The organism is Paracidovorax cattleyae (assembly GCF_900104515.1).
Classification (GTDB): domain Bacteria; phylum Pseudomonadota; class Gammaproteobacteria; order Burkholderiales; family Burkholderiaceae_C; genus Paracidovorax; species Paracidovorax cattleyae.
This window is the reverse complement of sequence record NZ_FNJL01000030.1, coordinates 1-20,916: the sequence shown is the minus strand read 5'-3', so window position 1 is coordinate 20,916 and position 20,916 is coordinate 1. Positions and strand designations below refer to the sequence as shown.

Sequence of the window (20,916 nt, the reverse complement as noted above, 5' to 3'; positions counted from 1 at the left end):
GTGCGGAACGGCGCCAGGGGATTTCAGCGGGACGGCTCGAAGCCGTCGTCCTCTCCCGCCATGGGGAGGTACATGCGTACCCAGGGCCTGCTGCCCGGCAGCATTTTCCAGCGGTGGCCGGCGCCGCCCGTGTCTTCCGCCAGCAGCACGGTGCCGGGCGCCAGGCGGAAGGTGGACCCGTCGCTGACCTGGAATTCGAGTTCGCCCTGGAGGGTGACCACGTACTGGCGGCGTGGCGCAGGGTGCACGTCCTGCTCCCAGGCCTCCACCGAATCGCTGAGCCAGAACTCCCGGGCAGGCATCTTGCGCAGGGTCGCAACGGTGCCCTTCACGAAAGCCACGCGGTGGTCTGGGGTGTCGTAGAGCTTGACGGCGGGAATGCGCCCGGGCTGCTCGCCGGCGGCGGACGCGGTGGCCGGCAGCGTGGCACTCGCCAGGATCAGGGCGATGAGGGCGGGAGAGACGGCATGGAGGCGGGGGCGCAATGGCATGGTTGTGGACCGGTTTGGTGGCATGGGGGCGGAAACCGCCTGGCCCGGTAGGTGCCGCCCGGCGCCGCCCGGGTTGCCGTCGCCCCGCGGTCAGAATGCCTGGCAGGCGCCGTCCACGAACACCTTGAGTTCGCCGCTGCGGAACGGCGTCCAGACTTCGTCGCTGGTCAGGGGCGCGGTCACCACCACGGCCACCCGGTCGTGCGGGGTGGTGTGGGCCGAGAAATCCACACTCAGGTCCTCGTCGCACAGGCAGGCCTGTGAGAACGGATGCCGGCGCTCGATGTAGCAGAGGTGGGTGGACGCATGGGCCCATAGGGCCTGCCCGTTGGACAAGAGGAAGTTGAAGGTACCGTGCGGTGCGATGCGTGCCGCGAGTTCACGCAGGGTGATGGTGAGCTCCTGCACGCTGGGCACGTCGGCATGAGATTTGGAAAGCTCCTGCATGATCCAGCAGAACGCGTGCTCGCTGTCGGTGGAGCCGACAGGGTGGAAGTGCGAATGCAGGCGGGGACGGAAATCCTTCAGGTCGCCGTTGTGCGCGAACACCCAGTAGCGGCCCCAGAGTTCCCGCACGAACGGGTGGCAGTTCTGCAGCGCCACGCTGCCCTGCGTGGCCTTGCGGATATGGGCGATGACGTTGCGGCTGCGGATGGGATAACGGCGGATCAGTTCGGCGATCGGCGAATCCACCGCCCGTTCGTGGTCCACGAAATGGCGCAGGCCCTTGTCCTCGAAGAAGGCGATGCCCCAGCCGTCGGAGTGGTCGCCCGTTATGCCGCCGCGCTGCGCGAACCCCGTGAAGCTGAAGGTCACGTCGGTGGGCGTGTTGGCGTTCATTCCGAGCAGCTGGCACATGGTCGATGGGGAACGGAGAAATATCGGAGGGGCTGCGCGGGGTGCCGCGGTTTCCCGCGGCGCGAAACCTTGGACGCGGGGCGTGCGGTCAGCCTTCGCGCGGCGGGCGCAACTGCCAGGCGGCCACCAGGGCCAGCAGGCACAGGCCGGTGAGCAGAAGGAAGGTGTCCCCGAAGGCAGCGATGCGTTCCGGGCTGCTGACCGCATTCTGCAGTGAATCGCCGTGCGCGGCGATGCGCCATTCGAGCACGATGCCGCACAGGCTCACCCCGGCCGCGCCGCCGAGCATGCGCACGAAGCTGATGGCGCTGGAGCCCTGCGCGATGAGTGGCTTGGCCAGCGGCCGCATCGCACCGAGGTTGAGGGACGGCAGGATGAATCCCAGGCCGATGCGGCCCAGCACCGCGAAGGCCACCAGCAGCCACAGGGCCGTGTGCAGGCCTGCGAACGCCATCAGGCCGAAGGACAGCGCCAGCAGCGCCAGCCCGATGCCCACGAGCAGGTGCGTGGGCTGGCGGTCGGCCATGCGCCCGACCAGGGGAATGGTGGCCGCCAGCACGATGCCGGCCGGCAGCATCAGGGTGCCCACGTGCGATGCGGACATCTGCAGTCCCAGCTGCAGGAACACCGGCAGCAGGTAGGTGGACCCGAAAAGCGCGGTGCCGTAGATGAACGCCACGATGCTGCCCATGGCGAACTGCCGCACCTCGAACAGCCGCAGGTCCATCAGCGGCCTGCCCTGGCGTGCCAGCATGCGACGCTCCCAGGCAATGAACGCGGCCAGGGCGGCGAGCGCTGCCAGGAGCAGCACGGCCGACATGAGAGCGGGGCCGTCGCGCAGCGATACCAGCCCGTTGAGCAGGCACAGCGTTCCCACCGCACCGAGCAGCAGGCCGACCCAGTCGAGCGAGGCGCCGGCGCGGTCGGCGGCCACGCCGCCCGGGCTGCTGACCGGCACGTACCTGTACGCGAGCACCAGGGAGGCGATGCAGAACGGCACCACCATGAAGAAGATGGAGCGCCAGCCGAACCAGTCCACGAGCAGGCCGCCGACGCTCGGGCCGATGGCGGGCGCCAGCACCACCCCCATGCCGAAGATGCCGCTCGCGCGGCCCTGCTCGTGCGGCTGGAACGCATGCAGGATGATCACCGCCGGGATGGGCTGCACCACGCCTGCCGCCAGGCCCTCGAGCACGCGGGCCAGCAGCACCCATTCGTACCGGCCGGCGACGCCGCCGCCGATGCCGCCCACCAGCAGCAGCACCATGGCTCCCACATAGGTGGCCCGGTAGCCGTAGCGCGCCAGCAGCCAGGGGGTGGTAAGCATGGCCACGGTGGTGGCCACCATGAAGCCCGATGTGACCCACTGGGCGCGCGCCTGCCCCAGCGTGAAGTGGTGGCTCATGTCCGGGATCGCCACGTTCACGATGGTGGAGGACATGATCGACGCCATGGTGCCGACCATGACCGACAGCAGCAGCAGCCACCGGTAGCGCTCGCCGTAGCGCTCGCGCAGCAGCGCCGCCGAACCCGTCATGCGATGCCTCGGGGCGGGGCTGGCGGGAACGCCCCGAGGCGCGGGAGGCTCGGCCTGCGCCAGCAGACGCCGCGCAAGGGCCGCCCCGCGGCGCTGGCGTCGTCCCCCTTCCCGATGCGCGCAGCGAATCGAGAGAAGGGGGAAGCGGCGCAGCCGCTCAGGGGGATGCTCACTGTTTCTCGGACCAGAGCTTGCCGCCCGTGGCCCAGTTCTCGCGCTTCACGTCGGTGATGAGGATGTCCACCGATTCGGGGGAGCCACCGAGGATCTCGACGGAGACGCGGGTGATTTCCTCCACGAGCTTCTTCTTCTGCTCGACGGTGCGGCCTTCCATCATTTCGATGTGGTACGTGGGCATGGGCTGGATTCCTTTGAATGGCGAAGACGACAGTCTGCCGATCATATCGGCGGCATGGCCGCAGCGGTGTCCGGCGAGGCCCCTGTGCCGGCTGCGCAGCGAGGGCAGAGGCAGGCCATGCCGCGTGCTGCGTCCGGCACGGCGGCCAATGCAGCAGGCTCCACCATGGTGTCCATGCACCAGCAACTGGCTGCCGGCTGGCCGGCCTCGATGGCGCATTGGTTGCTCTGGCCGCACAGGGGGCAGCGGCCAGGGTCCGGAAGCAGGGCGGCGTCGGGCATGCGGGCAGTGTAGGCCCCGGAAGAAACCAGGCGGCTTTCAGGCCGGCAGGCGCGGCAGTGCCGTTCCCTCTTCGGCCAGGCGGAAGACCGCCACCGCCTGCACCAGGTGCGAAGCCTGTGACTCCAGCGAGCCCGTGGCGGCGGCCGCTTCCTCCACCAGCGCGGCGTTCTGCTGGGTGACCTGGTCCATTTGCGCGATGGCCCGGTTCACCTGTTCCAGTCCGCTGGTCTGTTCCTGGCTGGCGGCGCTGATCTCGGCCACGATGTCGGTCACGCGGCGCACGCCGGCCACCACGTCGCGGATCACCGTGCCGGCTTCTTCGACCAGCCGGTTGCCGGCGTCCACCTGGGTGACGGAATCGTCGATGAGCGCCTTGATCTCCTTGGCGGCGGTGGCGCTGCGCTGCGCCAGCGTGCGCACCTCGCTGGCCACGACGGCGAAGCCGCGGCCCTGTTCGCCGGCCCGCGCGGCTTCGACGGCGGCGTTGAGCGCCAGGATGTTGGTCTGGAAGGCGATGGAATCGATGACGCCGATGATGTCCACGATCTTGCGCGAAGCACTGTGGATGCCGCCCATTGTCGTCACCACCTTGCCGACCACCTGGCCGCCGCGCACCGCCATGTCGGATGCGGAGCGCGCCAGCTGGTCGGCCTGTGCGGCGTTGTCCGCGTTCTGCCGCACCGTGGCGGTCATCTGTTCCATCGATGCGGCGGTCTGCTGCAGTGCGCTGGCCTGCTCTTCGGTACGGCTGGACAGGTCCAGGTTGCCGGTGGCGATTTCACTGGACGCGAGGGCGATGCCATCCGCGCCGCGGCGCACCTGGCCGACCGTGTCACGCAGTTGCGTGGCCATGGCGTCCAGCGCGCGCAGCAACTGGCCCATCTCGTCGCGCGCCGTGCTGGCGGAGCGCGCCGTCAGGTCGCCGCCCGCCACGGACTCCGCCACCGACACGGCGCGGTGCAGGGGGCGCGTCACGCTGCGCGTGATGCCCAGTGCCAGCGCCGCGGCCGCGGCGGTGGCCAGCAGGCCGAGCAGGACCAGCGCATTGCGGCCGCTTTCGTAATTGCGCTGCACCGAAGCGGCGGCTTCGTTGATCTGCTTGCGCTGGAAGTCCAGCAGGGCCTGGAGCGCATCCAGATAGCCCTTGCCGGACGGCGTGAACTCGGTGTCCAGGATGCGCTGGGCATCGTCCGACCGGCCTTCCGCCTTGGCCTTGTAGATCGCATCGCGTGCGTCGACGAACTGCTTGCGCAGCACGCCGGCCTGGTCGAAGAGGGCCTGCTCTTCAGGGCCGGAGATGAGCCGGGCCAGTTGCTGCTGCTGCTCCGTCGATTGGCGGGAGGCTGCCGCGTTCTCCTGCGTGAACCGGCCGGCCAGGGCCGTATCGCTGCTGCGCGCGACCAGGGCATGGCGCGATACGTTGCTGTAGATGGTGCGGTACCAGTCCGAGATCAGGCGCTCCTTCGCCAGGGGCAGGTTCATCATCGTGGCGGTGTCCTGCGCGACGGACTGCAGCCGCCACGTGCCGACGGCCAGCATGCCCACGATGAAAAACGTCAGCAGGCCGAAGGCCAGCGCCAGACGCTTTCCGATGGATAAATCTTGAAACTTCATGCGCTATGTCAGGGTAAACCCTGATTGTAACTTGATGTTTGTTTTGTGTTGCTGTAGGCCTCCAGGGTGTCCTGTGGTCGGGGAAGGTTTTTTCGCCATGGAAAAAAGGCACCCGCTTGGGTGCCTTCGGAACGCGTGGCGGCGGATCAGCGGGGCGCGCCGGACTTCACCTTCAGCCGCCAGGCATGCAGCAGCGGCTCGGTATAGCCGCTGGGCTGCTCGGCGCCCTTGAAGACCAGGTCCCAGGCGGCCTGGTAAGCAGCGGACTCCGCGAAGCGGCCGGCCATCTTCCGGTAGGCCGGATCACCCGCGTTCTGCTGGTCCACCACGGCGGCCATGCGCTCGAAGGTTTCCCGCACCTGGGCCTCGGTCACCACGCCGTGCAGCAGCCAGTTGGCGATGTGCTGGCTGCTGATGCGCAGCGTGGCGCGGTCTTCCATCAGGCCCACGTTGTGGATGTCAGGCACCTTGGAGCAGCCCACGCCCTGGTCGATCCAGCGCACCACGTACCCGAGGATGCCCTGGGCGTTGTTGTCCAGCTCCTGCTGCTTCTCCGCCTCGGTCCACTGCGGGTTGGCGGCGACGGGAATGGTCAGCAGGCCGGTGAGCAGGTTGTCGCGCTCGGCATCGGCACTGGTCTTCTCCAGTTCCTTCTGCACGTCGGCCACGTTGACCTGGTGGTAGTGCAGGGCGTGCAGCGTGGCACCCGTGGGGCTGGGCACCCAGGCGGTGTTGGCGCCGGCCCTGGGGTGGGCGATCTTCTGCTCCAGCATGGCCTTCATCATGTCGGGCATGGCCCACATGCCCTTGCCGATCTGGGCCTTGCCGCGCAGGCCGCACGACAGGCCCACCAGCACGTTGTTCTTCTCGTAGGCCTGGATCCAGGCGCTGGCCTTCATGTCGCCCTTGCGCACCATGGGGCCGGCCTGCATGGCGGTGTGCATCTCGTCGCCGGTGCGGTCCAGGAAGCCGGTGTTGATGAAGGCCACGCGGGCCGACGCGGCAGCGATGCAGGCCTTCAGGTTCACGCTGGTGCGGCGTTCCTCGTCCATGATGCCCAGCTTGACGGTGTTCTCCGGCAGGCCCAGCAGGCGTTCCACGCGGGCGAAGAGCTCGCTGGCGAACGCCACTTCGCCCGGGCCGTGCATCTTGGGCTTGACGATGTAGACACTGCCCTTGCGCGAGTTGCGGATGCCGCCCTGGCCCTTGCCCTGCAGGTCGTGCAGTGCGATGGCGGTGGTGACGACCGCATCCAGGATGCCTTCCGGGATCTCGCGCTGCGCGCCCTGCGCGTCGGTCCAGAGCACGGCCGGGTTGGTCATCAGGTGGCCCACGTTGCGCAGGAACATGAGCGAGCGGCCGTGCAGGCGCACTTCGCCGCTGCCGCCGGGCGCCGTGTAGATGCGGTCGGTGTTCAGGCCGCGCGTGACGGTCTGGCCGCCCTTGGCGAAGGATTCGGTCAGCGTGCCCTGCAGGATGCCCAGCCAGTTGGCGTAGCCGGCCACCTTGTCCTCGGCATCGACGGCGGCGACGGAATCCTCCAGGTCGAGGATGGTGGAGAGGGCCGCTTCCAGCACCAGGTCGCTCACGCCGGCGGGATCGGTCTTGCCGATGGGCGTGGAGCGGTCGATCAGGATGTCCAGGTGCAGCCCGTTGTGGCGCAGCAGCACGGACGACGGTGCGGCGGCGTCGCCCCGGTAGCCCACGAACCGGGACGCGTCCTTCAGGCCCGTGGTCCGGCCGTCTTCCAGATCCACGGCCAGCCGGCCGCCCTCGACGCGGTAGGCCTTCGCATCCTTGTGCGAGCCGGCGGCGAGCGGGGCGCTGGTGTCCAGCACGTTGCGCGCGAAGGCGATCACCCTGGCGCCACGCACCGGGTTGTAGCCCTTGCCCTTCTCGGCGCCGCCGTCTTCGGAAATGGCGTCGGTGCCGTAGAGCGCGTCGTACAGGCTGCCCCAGCGCGCATTGGCGGCGTTGAGGGCGTAGCGCGCGTTCAGGATGGGCACCACCAGCTGCGGGCCGGCCTGGGTGGCGAGTTCATCGTCCACGTTGGCGGTGGTTGCCTGCACGCCCGCGGGCTGCGGCACGAGGTAGCCGATCTTCTCGAGGAAGGCGCGGTAGCCCGCCATGTCGGTGATCGGGCCGGGATGGGCCTTGTGCCAGGTGTCCAGTTCGGCCTGCAGGCGGTCGCGCTCTGCCAGCAGGGCGATGTTGAGCGGAGCCAGGTCCCGGACGATGGCATCGAAGCCGGACCAGAACGCGGCGGCATCGACGCCCGTGCCGGGCAGCACGCGCTCTTCGATGAATCGGTGCAGGGACGTGGCCACTTGCAGGCCGTGGACGGTGGTGCGATCGGTCATGGTGTGGTGGGCTCGGTCGGATGGAAAAGGAATGTGCAGGGGCCGGGAACCCCGGTGGAGTCACTGTATTTGAATTTTTTATCCGCATAAACCACCCGCGAATCGCAGAACCCGTGACTTTTTTGCACGAATCCGCGCAGGCGTAGCGGTTTCCCGGAATGCAACATCCGTGTCCATTGGTTTGCTATGTTTTAAGTAGCAGAAAAACGAGTTTTCATAATGACTATCGCCAGGACAGGTGCGCCGATGGGACGTTCGGGGATGGGGCGGGCGTGCCCGCCGGTTACAGGCTGCTCATAATCGCTGCCCATGGACAAGCTCAAGGCCTTCGAGTCGTTCGTGTCGGTGGCGACACGCGGCAGCCTCACCGCCGCGGCGCGCGCCGAGGGGGTGGCGCCTGCCATCATGGGTCGGCGCCTGGACGCCCTGGAGGAGCATCTGGGAGTGAAGCTCATGGTGCGCACCACGCGGCGCATCAGCCTCACGCACGAGGGCAGCGCCTTCCTGGAGGATTGCCAGCGCCTGCTGGCCGACGTGGCCGAGGCCGAGGCCAGCGTGTCGGTCGGCGGGGCGCGGGCGACCGGGCATTTGCGCATCACCGCGCCGGCGGGGTTCGGGCGGCGCCACGTGGCGCCGCTGGTGCCGCTGTTCCGGGACCTGCATTCCGAAGTGCGCATTTCCCTCAACCTCAGCGACCGCGTGGTCGATCTGGCCGGCGAGGGGTTCGATTGCGCCGTGCGCGTGGGCGACCTGCCCGATTCCTCGCTGGTGAGCGTGCGCATCGCCGACAACCGCAGGCTCTGCGTGGCGACTCCCGCCTACCTCGAGCGCCATGGCACGCCCCGGCACCCGTCCGAACTGTCACGGCACGCCTGCCTGATGCTGTCGAGCGACGCATCGCAGACGCGCGGCTGGGCCTTCCGCATGCCCGCGGCGGATGCGGACGGCGCGCCCGGCGACGTGGTGCACGTCAAACCCACCGGCCCCCTCGACTGCTCCGACGGGCAGGTACTGCACGACTGGTGCCTGGGGGGGTGGGGCATCGCATGGCGCAGCACCTGGGAGGTGGAGGCCGAGATCGCCGCCGGCCGGCTGGTGGCCGTGCTGGAGGATTTCGCCGCGCCGCCCAACGGTATCTACGTGGTCTTTCCCCATGCCCGCCACCTGCCGCTGCGCGTGCGGCTGTGGATCGACTACCTCAAGCACCACTATGCGCAGCCGGCGTTCTGGCGCCGCGCAGCGCATGCGCTCACCGCTCCCGTCCTCCCCACCCCTCCTTCGCCATGACGCACCGATTCCCCGCCCCGTCTCCCGATCTCTTTCGACGCTCCACTCCAGGCCGGGTGCCGACCGCCCTGGCGCTGGCCTGTCTGCTGGCCGGCTGCGCGGTCGCGCCCGGCAGTGCGCCGGCGCCCGCACAGGACGCCGCTGCCGTGCCTGCCAGGCGCGATGGCCCACCGGCGCCTTCCCGGGCCAAAGGCCCGCCGCCGCCAGGCATCGTCAGCGTGACCTATGACGATCCGGCCGGCTTCAGCGATGCACGCCGGGGTGCCCACGAAACCGACCGCGCCCGCCGTGCCTGGGTGGACGCGCTCTGCCTGTACCTGTCGGAAGCCGCGGCCGCGGCGCTGCCGGAGGGCCAGCGGCTGGAGGTGCGGATCACCGATGTGCAGCGTGCCGGCGGCTTCGAGCCCTGGCGCGGCCCGCAGGCGGGGCAGGTGCGCACCGTGCGCGATATCTATCCGCCGCGCATCGCGCTCGAATTCAAGCGGCTGGCCGCCGACGGTTCGGTGCTGCAGTCGGGGCGCCGCGAACTGCGCGACCCCGCCTTCATGGAGCGGGCGGCACGCGGTGGTTCCGATCCACTGCGGTACGAGAAGGGGCTGATCGACGACTGGGTGCGGCAGGAGTTCGGCGCGCGCTGAGCCCGGCAGCGCGCGGTGTAGGCCGCGCCCCACAGGCGTGCAAGCCGCGCGCCGACGGGGCATGCACGCTCCGCCCGCCTAGATTCGTCCCTCCAGGCCGTTCCTTTTTTCCATCCCGCTGCACTGTCGCGCCGATGGCCGGCCGGGGCATGGACACAAAGGACAACCACAATGGCAGGCCTCGCACGCATCACCGGCGTTCTCGTCGGTATCACAGGCGTTCTCGTTGCAGGTGCGGGCGGCTGGCTCGTCGCACTGGGCGGCAGCCCCTACTATCTCGTCGCCGGGCTCGCGCTGCTGGCCTCGGGCGCGCTGCTCGCGCGGCGTTCCGCTGCGGCCCTCTGGGTGTACGCCGCGCTCCTGCTGGGTTCCACGGCCTGGGCGGTCTGGGAGGTGGGCGTGGACTGGTGGCCGCTTGCCGCGCGGCTGGACGTGCTCTTCGTGCTCGGACTCTGGCTTGCGACGCCGTGGATGCGCCGCTCCCTGCTGCGTGAGCCCGCAACGCTCCAGCCGGGCGCCTCGGGGGATGCAGTGGCGCGGGCTTCCGCGCTGCGCACGCCGCGCATGGCGCTGGGCCTGGCCCTGCTGCTGTCCGCTGTGCTGGCGGTGGCGTCCTGGTTCACCGCGCCGCACGAACTGGCGGGACAGCTGGCGGGTGAATCCGTGCCCGCCCCGGCGCAGGCGGCGCCCACGCTGCCCGACGGCGAATGGCATGCCTACGGGCGCACCGGCCATGGCCAGCGTTTCTCTCCGCTGGCGCAGATCACGCCCGACAACGCCTCGCAGCTGAAGATGGCCTGGGAATTCCGCACGGGCGACGTGCGCGGCAAGGACGGCGATCCGGAGGAAACCACCTACGAGGTCACGCCGCTGAAGATCGGCAACCGCCTGTTCCTGTGCACGCCGCACCAGTCAGTGATCGCGCTCGACGCCACCACCGGCAAGCAGCTCTGGCGGTACGACCCGCAGATCGAGGGCAAGCTCGCGCTGCAGCATCTGACCTGCCGCGGACTGTCCTACCAGCCGCCGCGCGATCCCGTCGCCGATGCTTCGCCCGCGGCGCTCAATGCCGTGGCCGGCGTGGCTTCGGGCGGCGAGCGCACCGAGCCCGCGGTGCATGCCTCGCCCACCACCACGCAGCCGGCGGCGCCCGCCACGCAGGCCGCGGACCAGCGCCAGCCGCCCGTTGCGGCCCGCAAAGGCCCCACCGACGCCGCCTGCCGCGCCAAGCTCTTCATGCCCACGGCCGATGGCCGAGTGATCGCACTCAACCCCGAAAGCGGTGCCGTGTGCGTCAACTTCGGCGGCGGCACGGGGCAGATCGATCTCTGGCAGCGCATGCCCAACCTGCGCCCCGGGGCCTACTATTCGACCTCTCCCGTGGTGGTCACGCAGCGCCTCGTGATCGTGGGCGGCACAGTGCTGGACAACGCCTCGGTGAAGGAGCAGTCCGGCGTGATCCGCGCGTTCGACATCGACTCCGGCGCCCTGGTCTGGAACTGGGATTCCGGCAACCCCGACGACACGGCGCCCCTGCCGCCCGGCCGTACCTACACGCCCAATTCGCCCAACAGCTGGTCGATTTCCAGCGTCGATGAAACACTCGGCATGGTGTACGTGCCCATGGGCAACCAGCCGCCCGACCAGTGGGGCGGCAACCGCAGCCCGGCGGTGGAGAAGTATTCCTCTTCCGTCGTCGCGCTGGACCTGGACAGTGGCAAGGTGCGCTGGCACTTCCAGACCGTGCACCACGACCTGTGGGACTACGACGTGCCGTCGCAGCCCACGCTCATCGACCTGCAGGTGGGCGGGCAGACCGTGCCGGCACTGGTGCAACCCACCAAGCAGGGCGAACTGTTCGTGCTCGACCGGCGTACCGGCACCCCGATCCTGCCGGTGCAGGAACACCCTGCGCCGCAGGGGGCCGCGAAAGGCGACCGCACGGCAGCCACGCAGCCGAAGTCCGCGCTGTCCTTCGATCCGCCGCCGCTCTCGGAGCGAGACATGTGGGGCGGCACGATGTTCGACCAGCTCGCCTGCCGCATCGCCTTCCACCGCCTGCGCTACGAAGGCCGCTTCACGCCGCCGTCGGAGCAGGGCAGCATCATCTATCCGGGCAATTTCGGCGTGTTCAACTGGGGTGGCATCGCCGTCGATCCGCAGCGGCAGGTGGCGTTCACCACGCCGACCTACCTCGCGTTCGTCTCCAAATTGGTGCCGCGCAAGGATGACACCAGCCTGCTCGTGCAGGAGGGCGGCCCGCCCAAGGGCAGCCTGCCGGCGCTGAACGAGAACTTCGGCGCGCCTTTTGCCGCATCGATGAAGCCGTTCACGTCGCCCATCGGCCTGCCTTGCCAGGCGCCCCCCTGGGGCTATGTGGCCGGCGTGGACCTGCGCACCGGTGAGGTGGCCTGGAAGCACCGCAATGGCACGGTGCGGGACCTCTCGCCGCTGCCCCTGCCCTTCCGCATGGGCGTACCCGGCATCGGCGGGCCGATGCTCACCGGCGGCGGCGTGGCGTTCTACTCGGGCGCGCTGGACAACTACGTGCGCGCCTACGACCTGAACGGCGGCCGCATCCTCTGGCAGGACCGCCTGCCTGCGGGCGGGCAGGCCACGCCGATGAGCTATACCGGAGAGGACGGCCGGCAGTACGTGGTCGTCGTGGCCGGGGGGCACGGTTCCACGGGCACCAAGCCCGGCGACAGCGTGCGAGCCTACGCGCTGCCCGCACAGAAATAGCCGGCAGCGCCGCGCGGCGGGAAGAGGGCGGGGCGCGCTACCATGCGCCACCCCTTCCGATGCAAAGGATCGCCGCGTGACTACCGAAGCCCTGCTGGCCTATGCCCATTTCCTGGCCATCCTGGCGATGGCCGTCTTCCTGGCAAGCGAGGCCGCGCTCTGCCGCAAGGAATGGATGAATGCCGCCGTCGTGGAGCGCCTCGCGCGCGTGGACCTGATCTACGGCCTCTCGGCCCTGGCCGTCCTGGCCACGGGCCTGGCCCGCGTCGCCTGGGGCATGAAAGGTTCCGCGTGGTACTGGTCGCAGCCCCTGCTGCACGCCAAGGTCACCCTGTTCGTGGCGATCGGCGTGCTCTCCATCGCTCCCACGATGCGCTTCCTGCGCTGGCGCAAGACCTTGCGAGCCACCGGCGCGTTGCCCGACGAAGCCACCATCCGCAGCACGCGCCGCCTCGTGATGATCGAGGCCCACCTGCTGGCCGTGATCCCGCTGCTGGCCGTTTTCCTGGCCCGCGGCGTCGGCGCCCGGTAAAAGAAACGCGCCCGGAGACCATGATGGCTTCCGGGCGCAATCCAGGTGAAGCGGTGAGCGTACGGACTGGCAAACGGTGATATGTCCCAAATTGCCAGTAACAAGCCGGCGCCAGTCAGGCACCGAGCACAGGCATGAGGGGCAAAACCTCTTCGGCATGCTTCGCCAGATGGCCTTCACCCCCAAAGATCCAGAAGGCCGCGGAGCAGGCCATGCCAGCAGATGCCGTGGAACCGGCTTTGCCGGGCCACCGGCATCGTCGCCCTTCCCGCCGCGCGCAGCGCGGCGAGAGAAGGGGGAAAGGCGGCGCAGCCGCCTCAGGGGGATGTCACTTATTACTCAGGCATTCCTTCATGAACGCCTTGCGCTCGTCGCCCTTGAGCGCCTTGGTCTTGGCGTCGGCGTTGCAGGTCTTCATCTTGTCCTGCTGGGTGGCGGGCTTCTTGGCCGAGAGGCATTCCTTCATGAAGGCCTTGCGCTCGTCACCCTTCTTGTCCTTGGCCTCGGCGTTGCAGGTGGTCATCTTGCCCTGCTGCGCAGTCGGCGCCTTGGCCGGCTTGGATGCAGCCGCGGTGGCGGCGGCAGGTGCGGAGGCGGCCGGGGCCGCGGTGTCTGCGGCGTGGGCCGTCGCGAAGGAGAGGGCCAGGCCGGCGGCGGCCAGCATCGAAAGCAGCTTCTTCATGTAATGCTCCTGCGGGTGATGTAAGGGGGGTGGTCCGCCCCGGCCGCCACTGGCGGAAACCGGGGCTGTCCAGCTTAACGCCGGCCGGGCCCGGCCGGATGACGGCCGGCCCGTAGAATCCGCGCATGCTCTCCGTCAAACAGGAATTGCTCGCGGCGCTGGCCGGCGAGCTGGAAAAACTCTCGCCCGGCTCTGCCGGGCGCGCCGCTTTCGAATCCCCCAAGGTGGCCGCGCACGGCGATTTCGCCTGCACCGCCGCCATGCAGCTGGCCAAGCCGCTCAAGCTCAACCCGCGCGCGCTGGGCGAACGGCTGAAGGCCGCGCTGGAGGCCACGCCGGCCTTCGCGCGCTGGGTCGATGCCATCGAGATCGCGGGCCCCGGCTTCCTGAACATCCGCCTCAAAGCCGCCGCCAAGCAGGAGATCGTGCGCGAGGTGCTGGCCGCCGGCGACCGGTTCGGCTACCGGAAGGACAACGGCCAGCGCGTGCTGGTCGAGTTCGTCTCCGCCAATCCCACGGGGCCGCTGCACGTGGGCCACGGCCGCCAGGCGGCGCTGGGCGATGCGATCTGCAACCTCTTCGCCACCCAGGGCTGGAGCGTGCACCGCGAGTATTACTACAACGATGCCGGCGTGCAGATCGAAACGCTGGCCAAGAGCACGCAGTTGCGCGCCAAGGGCTTCAAGCCCGGCGACGACTGCTGGCCCACCGATCCGGAGAACCCGGCCTCCAAGGCGTTCTACAACGGCGAGTACATCCAGGACATCGCCAACGACTTCCTGGCGAAGAAGACCGTCCAGGCCGAGGATCGCGCATTCACCGCCAACGGTGACGTCGAGGATTACGACAATATCCGCCAGTTCGCCGTGGCGTACCTGCGCAATGAGCAGGACAAGGACCTGCGGGCGTTCAACCTGCATTTCGACCAGTACTACCTGGAGTCGAGCCTCTACACCTCGGGCCGCGTCGAGGCCACGGTGAACCGCCTGGTCGAAAAGGGGCACACCTACGAGCAGGACGGCGCGCTGTGGCTGAAGTCCACCGACTACGGGGACGACAAGGACCGCGTGATGCGCAAGAAGGACGGCACGTACACGTATTTCGTGCCCGACGTGGCCTACCACATCTCTAAATGGGAGCGCGGCTTTGCCAAGGTGGTGAACATCCAGGGCACGGACCACCACGGCACCATCGCCCGCGTGCGCGCCGGCCTGCAGGCGGCCGACGTGGGCATCCCGCAGGGCTACCCCGACTACGTGCTGCACACCATGGTGCGCGTGGTCAAGGGCGGCGAAGAGGTCAAGATCAGCAAGCGCGCAGGCAGCTACGTCACGCTGCGCGACCTGATCGAGTGGACCAGCAAGGACGCGGTGCGCTTCTTCCTGCTCTCGCGCAAGCCCGACACGGAGTACACCTTCGATGTCGATCTGGCCGTGGCGCAGAACAACGACAACCCGGTCTATTACGTGCAGTACGCGCATGCGCGCATCCAGTCGGTGCTGCGGGCTTGGGCAGAGGCCGGCGGCGGCGATGTCGCTTCGCTCAAGGAGGTGGACCTGTCGGCCCTGGAAGGCCCGCAGGCCCAGGCCCTGATGCTGCAGCTCGCCAAGTACCCCGAGATGCTGACGGCCGCCGCCGAAGGCGAAGCCCCGCACGACGTGACCTTCTACCTGCGTGACCTGGCCGCCAGCTATCACAGCTACTACGACGCCGAGCGCATCCTCGTGGACGACGAGGCCGTCAAGCGCGCACGCCTCGCGCTGGTCGCCGCCACGGCGCAGGTATTGCACAATGGCCTGGCCGTGCTGGGCGTGTCGGCGCCAGCCAGAATGTGAGTCTCGAGCCAAATATGACCAAGAAGCAGCAACGTGGCGGTTCGGCCGTCGGCTTCATCCTGGGGATCGTCGTCGGCCTGGGCGTGGCGCTCGCCGTGGCGGTGTATGTGACCAAGGTGCCGGTGCCCTTCCTCAACAAGGGTGGTGCCCGCAGTTCCGACCAGGATGCCCTCGAATCCCAGCGCAACAAGAACTGGGACCCGAATTCGCCGCTGTACGGCAAGAACCCGGCACGGCCGGCCGCGCCGGCGGCCAGCACGCCGGCCGTCGCGGGTGTCGAGCCCGCGCCGGCCAGCACGCCGGCGGCGTCCGCCGCAGTGGCGGCCGCTTCCATGCCGCGGGCCGCCGCCAGCAAGCCGGCCGCCGGTGCCTCGTCGGCCGATCCGCTGGGTGATCTGGCCCGCGCACGCGCCGCCACCGGCGCGGAGCCGTTCGACTACTTCGTGCAGGCCGGCGCCTTCCGCACCCAGGGCGATGCCGATGCGCAGCGCGCCAAGCTGGCCATGCTGGGCTGGGAGGCCCGCGTGAGCGAGCGCGAGCAGAACGGCCGGACGGTGTTCCGCGTGCGCGTGGGCCCGTTCACCAAGCGCGACGATGCCGAGATGCTCAAGGAAAAGCTGGACGGCGCCGGGGTGGAGTCCGCACTGGTGCGCGTGCAGCACTGAGGGCAGCCCGCGGAACCCTTCTGGCATCGTTGCCGCATCTTGTCGTACTGTGCGTACTGCCTGCGATGCGGCGCCTCGCCGGAACCGCTTCGCTGGGTTCCGTGAACTGCCCCCAAGTCGGCTTGAACTTTGCCGCCTGGCGCGGCTCCCAATCCTCCAGATACCGTAACCAGGAGTGCCCTTTTCCATGAAACGCCGCGAGTTCTCCCTCTCCGCCGCCACCGCCGTGGCCGCTTCCGCCGTCGCGCTGCCGGTGGCCACGCCCGCCTTCGCGCAGGCGCGCCAGTTCAAGGAGGGCAAGGACTACACCCGCCTGGCCAAGCCGGCCCCCACCGATGCGCCCGCCGGCAAGGTCGAGGTCATCGAGTTCTTCTGGTACAGCTGCCCGCACTGCAATGCCTTCGAGCCCACGCTCGAGGCCTGGATCAAGTCCGCCCCCAAGGATCTCGTGATCCGCCGCGTCCCGGTGGCCTTCAACTCCAGTTTCGCCGCGCAGCAGAAGCTCTATTTCGCCCTGGAGGGCATGGGCAAGCTGCCCGAGGTACATGCCAAGGTGTTCCGCGCCGTGCATGTGGAGAAGCTGCCCCTTGCCAAGGACGACCAGATCTTCGAATGGATCGGCAAGCAGGGCCTGGACGTGGCCAAGTTCAAGGAGGTCTACAACTCCTTCACCGTGTCCAACCAGCTGCGCAAGGCCGCCCAGCTGCAGGACGCGTACGGCGTCGAGGGCGTGCCCTCCATGGGCGTGGCCGGCCGCTTCTACACCGATGGCACCATGGCTGGCAGCATGCAGAACGTGCTGCAGGTGGTGGAATACCTGGCGGGCCTGGCCCGCAAGGGCTGACATCCCTTCCAGGGCGCCGCCCTCCGCCCCGGCAAAAAGCCCGCTCCGGCGGGCTTTTCCTTTCCGGCGGCTGCGCTGCCGCAGCGGGGGACTACAATCTTTGCAAGATTCGTGCCCTCTATGAGACCCAGACTCCTACCCACCCTCCTCCTGCTGGCGTCCATGGCATTTGCCGTGGGACCGGCACAGGCCGAAAAAGCCGATCGCAACAAGCCGATGAACATCGAGGCCGACGCACTGCGCCACGATGAGCTCAAGCAGACCAGCGTGTTCACCGGGCGCGTGGTGGTGACCAAGGGCACCATCGTGCTGCGTGGCACCCGGCTCGACGTGCGCCAGGACCCGGACGGCTTCCAGTACGGCACCATGACGGCCGAGCCCGGCAAGCGGGCCTTCTTCCGCCAGAAGCGCGACACCGCGCCGGGCGCCCCGGACGAGTTCGTCGAGGGCGAAGGCGAGGTGATCGAGTACGACGGCCGGGCCGACCTGGTGCGGCTCATCCGCCGCGCGGAGCTGCGCCGCTACCGGGAGTCCACCCTCACCGACGAGATGGCCGGCGCGCTGATCGTCTACAACAACACCACCGACGTCTTCACCGTGGACGGCCAGAAGACCGCGCCCGCGGGCGCCGCGTCGTCCGGCACGCCCGGCGGGCGCGTGCGCGCAGTGCTCTCACCCAAGGAGACCGCTTCGGCGCCCGCGGCGGCTCCGGCACCGGGGCCCGCTCCCGCGCTGCGCCGCAGCAACGAACTGGGCAACGGGGCGAAGTGAGCATGGCGGCTTCCTACCAACCGGACGCCGCGGCGGCACCGGCGGCGGCAGCGCCGAGCCGCCTCGAGGCGATGCATCTCGAGAAGTCCTACGGCACCCGCAAGGTGGTCAAGGACGTTTCCATGGTCGTGCAGAAGGGCGAGGTTGTCGGCCTGCTCGGCCCCAACGGCGCGGGCAAGACCACGTCGTTCTACATGATCGTGGGCCTCGTGCGCAGCGACGGCGGCGACATCCGCATCGACGGGCAGTCGGTGGCGAACATGCCGATCCACCGCCGGTCGCGCCTGGGGCTGTCGTACCTGCCGCAGGAGGCCTCGATCTTCCGCAAGCTCTCCGTGGAGGAGAACGTGCGCGCGGTGCTGGAGCTGCAGCGCGACGACGACGGGCGAGCCCTCTCGCGCGCGGAGATCGAGGAACGCCTCACCGCGCTCCTGCAGGAACTGCGGGTGGACCACCTGCGCGCCTCGCCCGCGCTCGCGCTCTCGGGCGGCGAGCGCCGCCGGGTGGAGATCGCGCGCGCGCTGGCCACGCAGCCTCGGTTCATCCTGCTGGACGAGCCGTTCGCGGGCATCGACCCCATCGCGGTGATCGAGATCCAGCGCATCATCGGCTTCCTGAAGGCCCGCGGCATCGGCGTGCTCATCACCGACCACAACGTGCGCGAGACGCTGGGCATCTGCGACCATGCCTTCATCATCAGCGACGGCCGGGTGCTAGCGCAGGGCACTCCCTCGGAGATCGTGGACAACGCCGAAGTGCGCCGCGTGTACCTCGGCGAACACTTCCGCATGTGATGAAGCCTGGCCTGTCGCTGCGCATCTCGCAGCATCTGGCGTTGACGCCGCAGCTGCAGCAGTCGATCCGGCTGCTGCAGCTGTCCACGCTGGAGCTGTCGCAGGAAGTCGAGCAGATGCTCGACGAGAACCCCTTCCTGGAGCGCAATCCGGACGAGGCGCCGCGCGAGGAGTTCGGGCTCCCGCAGGCGGATGCGCCGGTGAGCGAGGCCGACCGTGGTGCGGATGAGTCCCTCTACACGCCGGCCAGCGGGGCGGCCGAGGCTGCGACCACGGCGCCGGGCGAGGGTGCGGCCGAAGGCCCGGACGCGCCGGAGGCCCCCGATGCGCCGGACTGGGAGGGCGACGGCACGGTCGAGATGGCGCCCGACGACGGCGAGTGGGGCGGCGAGGCGCCCGCACGCACCCGCAACCAGGTGGGGGACGAAGACGACACGGACGCGACCGAGCTCGCGCGCGAGCACGAGTCGCTGACCGATTACCTGCACCGTCAGGCGCTCTCGCTGCGCCTGTCGGAGGTGGACCGCGCTGCGCTGCGCTTCCTGATCGAATCGCTGAACGACGACGGCTACCTCGACGAGCCGCTGGAGGCGCTGGCCGTGGCCCTCGCGGGCAAGGAAGACCCCGAACAGGTGGAGGAACTGGTGCACCGCTTCACGGTGGCACTGCGGCTCTTGCAGAGCCTGGAGCCCGTGGGCGTGGGCGCGCGCGGCCTGAGCGAATGCATGGCGCTGCAGCTGCGGGCCCAGCAGGAAGATGGCGACGCGGAGCCCGAGGTGCTGCAGGCGGCGCTGCGCATCTGCCAGCAGCCGCTGGAGATGCTGGCGCGGCGCGACGTTCGCCGGCTCGCCCAGGGCTGCGGCGCCAGCGAGGAATGCACGCGCGCGGCGATGGCGCTGATCGCACGGCTGGAGCCCCGGCCGGGCCGGGCCTTCGCGCAGGTCGAGCGCAACATCATCGTGCCCGACGTGATCGTGAAGAAGAGCAGCGGCCGCGGGGCGGCGCATGCGTTCACCGTGCAGCTCAATCCGGACGTCATGCCGCGTCTGCGCGTGCACGACATCTATGCCGGTGCGCTGCGCGGCAACCGTGGCGGCGAGGGGCACCAGGCGCTGCAGCAGCGGCTGCAGGAGGCGCGCTGGTTCATCAAGAACATCCAGCAGCGGTTCGACACCATCCTGCGCGTGTCGCGCGCCATCGTGGACCGGCAGAAGAATTTCTTCGTGCACGGCGAGCTGGCCATGCGGCCGCTGGTGCTGCGCGACATCGCCGACGAGCTGGGACTGCACGAGTCCACGATCAGCCGGGTGACCACAGCCAAGTACATGGCGACGCCCCAGGGCACCTACGAGCTGAAGTACTTCTTCGGGTCGGGGCTGGGCACCGAAACGGGCGGCAATGCGTCGAGCACGGCCGTGCGCGCGCTCATCAAGCAGTTCGTCGCATCGGAGAGCCCGGCCAAGCCGCTGTCGGACAGCCAGATCGCCGAGATGCTCAAGGAGCAGGGCATCGAGTGCGCACGCCGCACGGTCGCCAAGTACCGCGAGGCGCTGAAGATCGCGCCGGCCAACCTGCGCAAGGCGCTGTAAAGGCCTGCCGCCCGGGGGGGGGGCACATCAGCCGAGCAGGCCGGGATTCATTCGCCAGAGGGTGTAGCTGAGCGCCGCGGCGAAGCTGATCCAGGCCAGATAGGGCAGCAGCAACAGGCCCGCCAGCGGTCGCAGCCGCAGGAAGGCCACGAACGTGGCGGCCACGCAGGCGCCGAGCAGGGCGATGTCCGCCAGGGCCCAGGCACCCAGGTGCCATTGGAAGAACAGCCAGCTCCAGAGCGCGTTGACTGCCAGCTGGACGCAGAAAAGCGCGAGCGCGTGGCGCCGTGCCGCACCCGCGGGCTCGCGCCAGACCAGCCAGGCGGCGATGCCCATGAGGGTGTAGAGCACGCTCCAGACAGGGCCGAAGACGCCGGGCGGGGGGGGCCAGGGGGGCTGCACCAGTTGCGCATAGAACTGCGGCGCCTGCACCGAGGCCACGCTGCCGACGCCCGCGGCGATGAAGCACAGCAGCAGCCAGCCCGCGAGGGCCAGCCAGGCGCGGGGCGACAGGGGCGCGCGGTGCGCGCTGGCCGCAGCGGGGGTGGGCGAAGTGGACGGGGATGTCATCATGCCCCCATCATCGCCGCAGTTGCGGCGCCTGCCGTGCCAGCCACGGCCGCGAATGCCTTCCCGGGCGCCTACCGAGGCGCGCCGAGCGCCGGGTGGCGCGGCGCCTGGCCGGCGGAGCCGTGTGCGTCGAGCTTGAAGCCGGCGACGGCATCGGCGAGTTGGTGGGCCTGCTGCTGCAGCGATTGCGCGGCGGCGGTGGCCTGCTCGACGAGGGCGGCGTTCTGCTGGGTGCTCTGGTCCATCTGGCTGACGGCGCCGCCGATCTCGGCGATGCCGGTGCTCTGCTCCTGGCTGGCGTTGCTGATCTCGGTGACGATGGCGGTGACGCGCTGCACGCTCTCGACCACTTCCTGCATGGTGGAGCCCGCGTCCTGCACCAGCCGGCTGCCGGCATTGACCTGGGCGACGGAGTCGTCGATGAGGGACTTGATCTCCCTGGCAGCGGTGGCACTGCGCTGCGCCAG

The 20,916-nt window shown here is 69.4% G+C and carries 20 protein-coding genes; 10 read left to right on the top strand and 10 right to left on the bottom strand.

All coding sequences use genetic code 11. The features are described 5' to 3' along the window. Positions 1–23 precede the first annotated feature (23 nt). The 7 genes from BLR05_RS20355 to BLR05_RS20325 form a co-directional block, all read right to left on the bottom strand. Complete coding sequence (locus tag BLR05_RS20355) at positions 24–491, bottom strand: cupin domain-containing protein (RefSeq protein WP_167361306.1); 468 nt, start codon at positions 489–491, stop codon at positions 24–26. A 90-nt stretch (positions 492–581) separates the two neighbouring features. Then, positions 582–1,349 carry a class II glutamine amidotransferase gene (locus BLR05_RS20350; RefSeq protein ID WP_092838127.1) on the bottom strand — a complete coding sequence of 256 codons (768 nt, stop codon included), beginning with the start codon at positions 1,347–1,349 and terminating at the stop codon, positions 582–584. Positions 1,350–1,437: 88 nt separating this feature from the next. Beyond that, positions 1,438–2,886, bottom strand: coding sequence for a DHA2 family efflux MFS transporter permease subunit (locus BLR05_RS20345; RefSeq protein WP_092838124.1), 1,449 nt, complete (start codon positions 2,884–2,886; stop codon positions 1,438–1,440). A 169-nt stretch (positions 2,887–3,055) separates the two neighbouring features. After that, positions 3,056–3,244 carry a 4-oxalocrotonate tautomerase gene (locus BLR05_RS20340; protein ID WP_013592959.1) on the bottom strand — a complete coding sequence of 63 codons (189 nt, stop codon included), beginning with the start codon at positions 3,242–3,244 and terminating at the stop codon, positions 3,056–3,058. Positions 3,245–3,285: 41 nt separating this feature from the next. Continuing rightward, positions 3,286–3,525 (bottom strand): cysteine-rich CWC family protein, encoded by a 240-nt coding sequence (locus BLR05_RS20335; protein WP_092838121.1) that lies wholly within the window; start codon positions 3,523–3,525, stop codon positions 3,286–3,288. Between the two features lie 37 nt (positions 3,526–3,562). Next, complete coding sequence (locus BLR05_RS20330) at positions 3,563–5,140, bottom strand: methyl-accepting chemotaxis protein (RefSeq protein WP_092838118.1); 1,578 nt, start codon at positions 5,138–5,140, stop codon at positions 3,563–3,565. Between the two features lie 146 nt (positions 5,141–5,286). Continuing rightward, the gene (locus tag BLR05_RS20325) at positions 5,287–7,500 is read right to left on the bottom strand and encodes a malate synthase G (protein ID WP_092838115.1); all 2,214 of its coding nucleotides are present in this window, start codon (positions 7,498–7,500) and stop codon (positions 5,287–5,289) included. Between the two features lie 309 nt (positions 7,501–7,809). On the opposite strand from BLR05_RS20325, the gene BLR05_RS20320 reads away from it, so the two are divergent. From BLR05_RS20320 to BLR05_RS20305, 4 genes are all read left to right on the top strand, one after another. Further along, complete coding sequence (locus BLR05_RS20320) at positions 7,810–8,787, top strand: LysR family transcriptional regulator (RefSeq protein WP_092838112.1); 978 nt, start codon at positions 7,810–7,812, stop codon at positions 8,785–8,787. Further along, on the top strand, positions 8,784–9,425 hold the full coding sequence (locus tag BLR05_RS20315) for a DUF3016 domain-containing protein (RefSeq protein WP_092838109.1): 642 nt from the start codon (positions 8,784–8,786) through the stop codon (positions 9,423–9,425). The genes BLR05_RS20320 and BLR05_RS20315 overlap by 4 nt, the downstream gene beginning before the upstream one ends. A gap of 171 nt (positions 9,426–9,596) precedes the next feature. Then, positions 9,597–12,167 carry a membrane-bound PQQ-dependent dehydrogenase, glucose/quinate/shikimate family gene (locus BLR05_RS20310; RefSeq protein WP_092838106.1) on the top strand — a complete coding sequence of 857 codons (2,571 nt, stop codon included), beginning with the start codon at positions 9,597–9,599 and terminating at the stop codon, positions 12,165–12,167. Positions 12,168–12,243: 76 nt separating this feature from the next. Then, a complete protein-coding gene (locus tag BLR05_RS20305; RefSeq protein ID WP_092838103.1) occupies positions 12,244–12,699 on the top strand; it encodes a DUF2214 family protein in 456 nt (151 codons plus the stop codon). A 328-nt stretch (positions 12,700–13,027) separates the two neighbouring features. On the opposite strand, the gene BLR05_RS20300 is transcribed toward BLR05_RS20305, so the two are convergent. Beyond that, on the bottom strand, positions 13,028–13,381 hold the full coding sequence (locus BLR05_RS20300) for a PsiF family protein (RefSeq protein ID WP_092838100.1): 354 nt from the start codon (positions 13,379–13,381) through the stop codon (positions 13,028–13,030). Between the two features lie 125 nt (positions 13,382–13,506). Between BLR05_RS20300 and argS the strand changes: the two genes are divergently transcribed. The 6 genes from argS to BLR05_RS20270 all read left to right on the top strand — a co-directional run bounded on the left by argS (position 13,507) and on the right by BLR05_RS20270 (position 19,879). Then, on the top strand, positions 13,507–15,216 hold the full coding sequence (gene argS / locus BLR05_RS20295) for an arginine--tRNA ligase (RefSeq protein WP_092838096.1): 1,710 nt from the start codon (positions 13,507–13,509) through the stop codon (positions 15,214–15,216). A 14-nt stretch (positions 15,217–15,230) separates the two neighbouring features. After that, positions 15,231–15,881: an SPOR domain-containing protein gene (locus BLR05_RS20290; protein ID WP_092838093.1), complete on the top strand. Its 651-nt coding sequence runs from the start codon at positions 15,231–15,233 to the stop codon at positions 15,879–15,881. 187 nt (positions 15,882–16,068) lie between these two features. Continuing rightward, positions 16,069–16,725 (top strand): thiol:disulfide interchange protein DsbA/DsbL, encoded by a 657-nt coding sequence (locus BLR05_RS20285; RefSeq protein WP_092838090.1) that lies wholly within the window; start codon positions 16,069–16,071, stop codon positions 16,723–16,725. 120 nt (positions 16,726–16,845) lie between these two features. Further along, complete coding sequence (lptA, locus tag BLR05_RS20280; protein WP_092838087.1) at positions 16,846–17,496, top strand: lipopolysaccharide transport periplasmic protein LptA; 651 nt, start codon at positions 16,846–16,848, stop codon at positions 17,494–17,496. Positions 17,497–17,498: 2 nt separating this feature from the next. Beyond that, positions 17,499–18,290 (top strand): LPS export ABC transporter ATP-binding protein, encoded by a 792-nt coding sequence (lptB, locus tag BLR05_RS20275; protein ID WP_092838084.1) that lies wholly within the window; start codon positions 17,499–17,501, stop codon positions 18,288–18,290. Then, positions 18,290–19,879, top strand: a complete 1,590-nt coding sequence (locus tag BLR05_RS20270; protein WP_092838081.1) for an RNA polymerase factor sigma-54 — start codon at positions 18,290–18,292, stop codon at positions 19,877–19,879. The genes lptB and BLR05_RS20270 overlap by 1 nt, the downstream gene beginning before the upstream one ends. A 27-nt stretch (positions 19,880–19,906) precedes the next feature. Here BLR05_RS20270 and BLR05_RS20265 read toward each other — a convergent pair whose 3' ends face one another. Further along, the gene (locus BLR05_RS20265; RefSeq protein ID WP_092838078.1) at positions 19,907–20,452 is read right to left on the bottom strand and encodes a TspO/MBR family protein; all 546 of its coding nucleotides are present in this window, start codon (positions 20,450–20,452) and stop codon (positions 19,907–19,909) included. A 68-nt stretch (positions 20,453–20,520) separates the two neighbouring features. After that, positions 20,521–20,916, bottom strand: a 396-nt coding sequence (locus tag BLR05_RS20260) for a methyl-accepting chemotaxis protein (RefSeq protein ID WP_244160143.1), incomplete at its 5' end; no start/stop codon positions are given.